The following is a 6,205-nucleotide window of genomic DNA, read 5'->3' on the forward strand; positions in this document are numbered from 1 at the left end:
TACCCTGAGAGGGTCTCGGAACCTGACCTCGACGGTCGGTGCGGGCGCGAGAGGAGAGCACGATGGGCGTCGTATTCCCGGCGGAGTCATTCTCGATCACGACCGCCGACGGTGACATCATCATGCTTCGTATCTGCGATTTGTGCGGTGCTGCTGTCGTCGAAGCCGAAGGTACCGATCTCGCGTTCCACAAGCGCTGGCACCGGATGACCGGGTCGGGCAACTGGGTCGACCCCGATACCCGCCGTCACCACGGTCCCGCGAGTCCATTCACTCCGAACGGATCGGCCTGACGGGCAGCCACGAGTGCGGTCTCATCGCGCGCGGTGGCGCGGAGCGTCGGTCAGGACAGCTCGTGCACGTGCACGGCGGAGGTCAGGTTCGTGCCGTTGAGGTCGAGATAGATCACGTTCTCGGTCACGGTGAGGGTCATGGTGTTGCGGCGCTCGATCAGGGCTGACGCGGTCTCGATGAATCCGGGGTCGAAGCTGTGGAGGCGGATGTCCTCGCGGCGGTGGATGCGCTTGTCGGTCCACGGCGCCATCACCTTGGCGGGGTCGCGGTGGGTGTACACCACGGTGCGCTCGGCGAGCCTGCTGCCGTAGTGCAGCCGCTCGGCGTCGGGCGCCCCGATCTCGACCCAGACGGTGACGAGGCCGGTGAGGTCGCGCACGAGCACTGCGGGCTCTTCCGTCGAGGAGATGCTGCCGCCGAATGCGATGCCTTCGGCGAACTCGAGCCCGTAGGCCAGCACGCGTGTGAGCATGTACGCATCGGTCTCGGACGGATGCCGGGCCACGCGCAACGAGTAGTCCTCGTAGACTCCGCGATCGGTGTCAGCGAGCTGCACCTCGAATGTGTGGACTGTCGAACCGATCGCCATGATCCTCGAGCCTACGCGGCTGCGGGATGCGCGCCCGACCGCGGGGTCAGAAGAGCATCGGCTGCGCGGGCGCTGCCTCGGCTCGGGCGCTGGGGGTGAACCGCACCGCGGTCGCGGCGGCGGCACTCGTCTGCACATGGCCCTGCCCCGGTCGGAGCCCGCGCCGGGGGTAGTCGTCTTCGTGGCGGCCGTCCAGTCCGTGCATGCGGATGAGCGGACGGGTGCGCTTGGCGAGCCACTGCCGGTATCCCTTGGGCGCCTCGGCGGAAGCCCCGGGATACAGCCCCCGGTACGACGAGACGAGGTCGGGACGATGAGTGTCGAGCCATTGGAAGAACCACGGCTTGACGCCCGGTCGCAGATGCAGGGCGCCGTAGATGACGCTACGCGCCCCCGCCTCCTTGATGCGCACGAGGGCACTGTCGATCGCGGCGAGCGAATCGGTCATGTGCGGCATGATCGGCATGAGGAACACGGTCACGGGGAACCCGGCGTCGGCCAGAGCCCGCACGGTGTCGAGCCGGGCCTGCGTGGTCGGGGCTCCGGGCTCGATCGCCTTCTGCAGGTCGTCGTCGTACATCGCGATCGACATCTGCACGTCGATCGGCACGCGCTCGGCGGCTTTCGCGAGCAGGGGGATGTCACGGCGGATCAGCGTGCCCTTGGTCAGGATCGATATCGGGGTGCCGGATGCCGCGAGCGTCTCGATGATGCCGGGCATGAGCTTGTATCGCCCCTCGGCGCGCTGATACGGATCGGTGTTCGTGCCCAGGGCCACGGTCTCATGCTCCCAGCTGCCTTTGCGCAGCTCTCGTGCGAGCACCTCGACGACGTTCACCTTCACCACGATCTGCGAGTCGAAGTCGGACCCGCCGTCGAGGTCGAGGTACTCGTGCGTGCCGCGGGCGAAGCAGTAGACGCAGGCATGCGAGCATCCGCGGTAGGGGTTGATCGTCCACGCGAACGGCATGCGCGAGGCACCGGGGACGTGGTTGAGAGCAGACTTCGACAGCACCTCGTGGAACGTCATGCCGGCGAAATCGGGGGTGGTCACCGAGCGCAGCACACTCGAGCGGTCTTCGAGGCCGGGCAGCGCCGCCGCGTCCGTCTCTCCGAGCTTTTGTCCCTGCCACCTCATTCGACCATTCGAACAGAAAGACGAAGATATCGCAAGACACTCTGCAACATATCTTCGAATGAGAAGATGGATCAATGCCCTTCCTGCCGCACGCTCAGCATGCGGCTCCGCGGTCCCCGATCCGCGGGCCCGCATTGCCGATCGGCGTCGCCCTCACTGCCATCGGCATCCTGCTCTCGATCGGTTCCGGACCGGTGTCCTCCTCAGGTGCCGATCCGATGCCGGTGCCGGTCGCGGTCATGCAGGTTCCGCCGGTCAGGGTGGCCGCGACGACCGCAGCCGACCCCTGTGCCGAGCCTTCGGTGCAGCAGGCGATCGCGAGCGGCGACGATGCGGCGGCGATCGCGGGCTTCGGCGGCGGTGCCGCCTTCCGCGAGGCGGTCGTCGCGGGGAACGCTCCGTGCGTCTCGCTCACCGATCCTGCGCGCCTCTGGGTCGTGGTGAACAAGTCGCTGCCGCTGAACCCGCCCGAGTACGAGCCGGCGAATCTCGACTCCGTGCCGCTGCAGATGACGACACCCTCGGGGCGCGTGCGCTCCGACGTGGCCGCGGCGGTCGGGCGGATGGCGGATGCCGCCGCAGCCGCGGGCGTGGGACGCCTCGGCGCGAACAACGGCTACCGCTCCTACGGACTGCAGGTGACGACGTACGGATCCCACGTGCGATCACAGGGACAGGCCGAGGCGGATGCGGGCTCGGCGCGCCCCGGCCACAGCGAGCACCAGACGGGTCTCGCACTCGACGTGGTCGCCTGCGGCACGGGGTGCGGGGGCCTCGACGGCTTCGGAGCGACCGCGCAGAGCGACTGGGTCGCCGCTCATGCCTGGGAGTACGGCTTCATCGTGCGTTACGAGCAGGTCGGCACCCCCGTGACGGGGTATGCGCCGGAGCCGTGGCATCTCCGCTACGTCGGAGTCGACCTCGCCGCGGCCTATCACGAGGGCGGATTCCACACGCTCGAGGAGTTCTTCGGCCTTCCTGCCGCGCCGGATTACGCGCACTGAATCGGGGGCGGAAGCCCCGGTTGCGACATCCGACAAGTGCGGTACCCAGTGTCACGATTTATGGGATGCATTCTCACAACGTCCTGTCCCGCGTCCCCGCTGCGACATAGAATCACCGGAGCAACGATGCATGAGACGTTCAGGAGGACGGCATGGAACGCGACATCTACGACGAGGATCACGAGGCTTTCCGGGACCTGGTCAAGGACTTCGTCAAGCGCCACGTGACAGGCGAAGCGATCGAGCGGTGGGATGCCGCCGGTGAGATCGACCGGGGGACCATGCGCGCCGCCGGCGAAGCGGGTCTGATCGGCCTGTCGGTCCCCGAGGAGTTCGGTGGCGCCGGGATGCTGCAGGACTACCGCTTCCGCACGATCGTCATGGAAGAGGTCATCGCCGCAGGTGCCGGTTCGCTGGCGGGGGCCTTCGGCATCCAGGACGACCTGGCCGTGCCCTACCTCGTGCACATGGGAACGCAGGAGCAGAAGGAGAAGTGGCTGCCCCGCATGGCCACGGGTGAGGTGCTCGGCGCACTCGCCATGACCGATCCGGGAGCGGGTTCGGATCTGCGTGGCATCAAGACCAACGCCAAGAAGGTCGACGGCGGCTACATCCTCAACGGCGCGAAGACGTTCATCTCCTCGGGCACGACGGCCGACGTGGTCGTCACGTTCGTCAAGACCGGTGAGGGCAACCGTCCCGACGCGTTCAGCCTGCTGCTCGTGGAGAAGGGCATGGAGGGCTTCGACCAGGGCAAGAAGCTCAGCAAGATGGGTTTCCACGGCTGGGACACGGCCGAGCTCAGCTTTACCGACGTGTTCGTCCCCGAGGAGAACCTCATCAGCGGCAAGGAGGGCCAGGGCTTCATCCAGCTGATGCTGAACCTGCCGCTCGAGCGTCTCTCGATCGGCGTCGCCGCGGCCGCAGCCGCACAGGCCGCCCTCGACTGGACCATCGCCTACACGAAGGATCGCGAGGCGTTCGGTGAGCGCATCGCCGACTTCCAGAACACCCGCTTCCGGCTCGCCGACATGTCTGCGACCACCGATGCGATGTGGGCGTACATCGACCGCGCACTGCTCGCCTACAAGGACAACACGCTCACCGCGGAGGATGCGGCGAAGGTCAAGTTCTGGGCGACCGAGCGCGAGTGGGAGGTGCTCGACACAGGCGTGCAGCTGCACGGCGGATACGGCTACATCATGGAGTACCCGATCGCGCGCGCCTTCACCGACGCCCGGGTCCACCGCATCTACGGCGGCACGAACGAGATCATGCGCGATCTCGTCGGCCGTCAGATCGTCGGCAAGCGCTGAGATCGTGCACCTGAAGGGGCCCCGGATGCGACGTCCGGGGCCTCTTCCCGTCTCGGCCGGATCGTCGTCGAGGCGTGGACACGGGTGCTGCCGCCGGGTTGAATCGAGGGCATGACGACCTTGTTCCGGCAGATCATGGAAGACCACGTCGCGCGGGGCACCGCTCCGGGGATCATCGGCGTGCTCGGTGCTCCTGGCGGGGCCATCGAGATCGTCACGGCCGGCGATCTCCCGGCGGATGCGATCGTCCGCATCCAGTCGATGACGAAGCCGATCCTCGCGGTCGCGGCGCTGAGGCTCGTGCAGGAGGGACGCCTCCGGCTCGATGACCCTGTGGAGCGATGGTTGCCTGAACTCGCCGACCGCTGGGTGCTGCGCGCTCCGGACGCCCCGCTCGACGACGTCGTACCCGCGACGACGCCGATCACGCTGCGGCACCTGCTCACGAACACCTCCGGATACGGGGTGCAGGTCGTGCCGTCCCCGCTGGCGGAGGCGATGATCGGGAACCGGACGGCCGCAGGGCAGGAACCTGTCGCGATGGGCGCTCAGGAGTGGCTGGACGCGCTGGCCGTGCTCCCGCTGGCCTTCGAACCCGGCACCGGATGGCGTTACCACCACTCCTTCGGGATCCTCGGGATCCTGCTCTCGCGCGTGGTCGACGGTTCGCTGGAAGATCATCTGCGACGCGACCTCTTCGCCCCGCTCGGCATGGTCGATACCGGATACACGGTGCCCCTCGACCAGGCGTACCGGCTGCCTGCCGCGTATTGTCACGAGCACGGCGCCCTGGTCGAGATCGAGCCCGCCGCCGGGGGCTTCTCCGTCGCGCCCGCTCCGTTCGACCTCAGTCATTCGGAGCTCGTGTCGACCGCGGCCGACTATGCGGCTTTCGCGGGGATGCTCGCCGCAGGGGGACGGCATGACGGCAACGTCATCATCGACCCCGAACTGCTCGCGCTGATGCGCACCGACCAGGTGCCGTCGAGCGCGAAGACCGACGACAGCTTCTTCCCGGGATTCTGGGAGGGCACGGGATGGGGGTTCGGCGTTGCGGTGCAGACCGAGGGAGAGAACGCGGGTCGCTACGGCTGGTCGGGCGGGCAGGGGACGGACTTCTGGGTCGATCCCGACGGCTCCTTCGGGATCGTGCTGAGTCAGGTCGAGATGGGCCCGGAGATCATGGGGCTGTTCGCCGACGTGCAGTGACGCTCTCCGGCACCGCCGGGCGTCGCTCGGTGTTCTCGGGGTGCCGGTGCACCGGTATTTATTCGAATATAGCTTCGAATGTCGGTGGTGGTCGCGGTAAAATCGAGTATGTCGAATTTGACCGCGTTGCATGAGGCGATGTCTCGCTTGGATGAGGTGTGGGCGGGTGTGGGGGATTCGGGGGAGTTGTCGCGGGAGCAGTTGATCGTGGTGAGCGCGTCGATCGGGGTGTTGCGGCGTCGGTTGGATGCGGTGCATGTGTCGGTGGCGGCGTGTATTGCTCGGGAGTCGCGTGCGGAGTTGGGTGCGGGGAGTCTGGCGAAGCAGCAGGGTTTCCGTAGTCCGGCGACGTTGATCGCGGTGGCGACGGGGGTGTCGAGGGGTGAGGCGTCGCGTCTTGTCAGGGTGGGTGAGGCGACGGCGCCGCGGAGTGATCTTCTGGGGGCGCGTCTGCCGGCGAGGTATCCGTTGGTGAGTGCGGCGTTGGATGTGGGGGTGCTGGGGGCTCCGGCGGCGGCGGTGATCATCGCGGCGCTGGATCGGTGCCGGGTTGTGGCGGGGGTGGAGCGGATCGCTGAGGGGGAGCGGCTGCTGGTGGAGAAGGCGGCAGGGCTCGCGCTCGATGGTGTGCGCATGCTCGTGGTGCGGGTGGAGG

7 protein-coding genes are annotated in these 6,205 nt (G+C 67.6%); 5 read left to right on the forward strand and 2 right to left on the reverse strand.

Translation table 11 applies throughout. The features are described from left to right. Nucleotides 1-62 precede the first annotated feature (62 nt). A complete protein-coding gene (locus GLO27_RS04155; RefSeq protein WP_031206749.1) occupies nt 63-293 on the forward strand; it encodes a hypothetical protein in 231 nt (76 codons plus the stop codon). Nucleotides 294-343: 50 nt separating this feature from the next. Here GLO27_RS04155 and GLO27_RS04160 read toward each other — a convergent pair whose 3' ends face one another. Together GLO27_RS04160 and GLO27_RS04165 are read right to left on the reverse strand one after the other, a co-directional pair. Next, nucleotides 344-883 (reverse strand): YaeQ family protein, encoded by a 540-nt coding sequence (locus GLO27_RS04160; protein ID WP_029259835.1) that lies wholly within the window; start codon nt 881-883, stop codon nt 344-346. A gap of 46 nt (nt 884-929) precedes the next feature. Then, complete coding sequence (locus GLO27_RS04165; RefSeq protein WP_167253742.1) at nt 930-2,021, reverse strand: Rv2578c family radical SAM protein; 1,092 nt, start codon at nt 2,019-2,021, stop codon at nt 930-932. 74 nt (nt 2,022-2,095) lie between these two features. Between GLO27_RS04165 and GLO27_RS04170 the strand changes: the two genes are divergently transcribed. The 4 genes from GLO27_RS04170 to GLO27_RS04185 all read left to right on the forward strand — a co-directional run. Next, on the forward strand, nt 2,096-3,025 hold the full coding sequence (locus GLO27_RS04170) for a M15 family metallopeptidase (protein ID WP_167253744.1): 930 nt from the start codon (nt 2,096-2,098) through the stop codon (nt 3,023-3,025). A gap of 152 nt (nt 3,026-3,177) precedes the next feature. Further along, nucleotides 3,178-4,341, forward strand: coding sequence for an acyl-CoA dehydrogenase family protein (locus GLO27_RS04175; RefSeq protein WP_167253746.1), 1,164 nt, complete (start codon nt 3,178-3,180; stop codon nt 4,339-4,341). Nucleotides 4,342-4,452: 111 nt separating this feature from the next. Continuing rightward, nucleotides 4,453-5,550: a serine hydrolase domain-containing protein gene (locus tag GLO27_RS04180; RefSeq protein ID WP_167253748.1), complete on the forward strand. Its 1,098-nt coding sequence runs from the start codon at nt 4,453-4,455 to the stop codon at nt 5,548-5,550. Between the two features lie 138 nt (nt 5,551-5,688). Then, a partial coding sequence (locus tag GLO27_RS04185; protein WP_167253750.1) for a DUF222 domain-containing protein occupies nt 5,689-6,205 on the forward strand: 517 nt, incomplete at its 3' end.

This window comes from Microbacterium sp. Be9, from assembly GCF_011754135.1.
Classification (GTDB): Bacteria; Actinomycetota; Actinomycetes; order Actinomycetales; family Microbacteriaceae; genus Microbacterium; species Microbacterium maritypicum_A.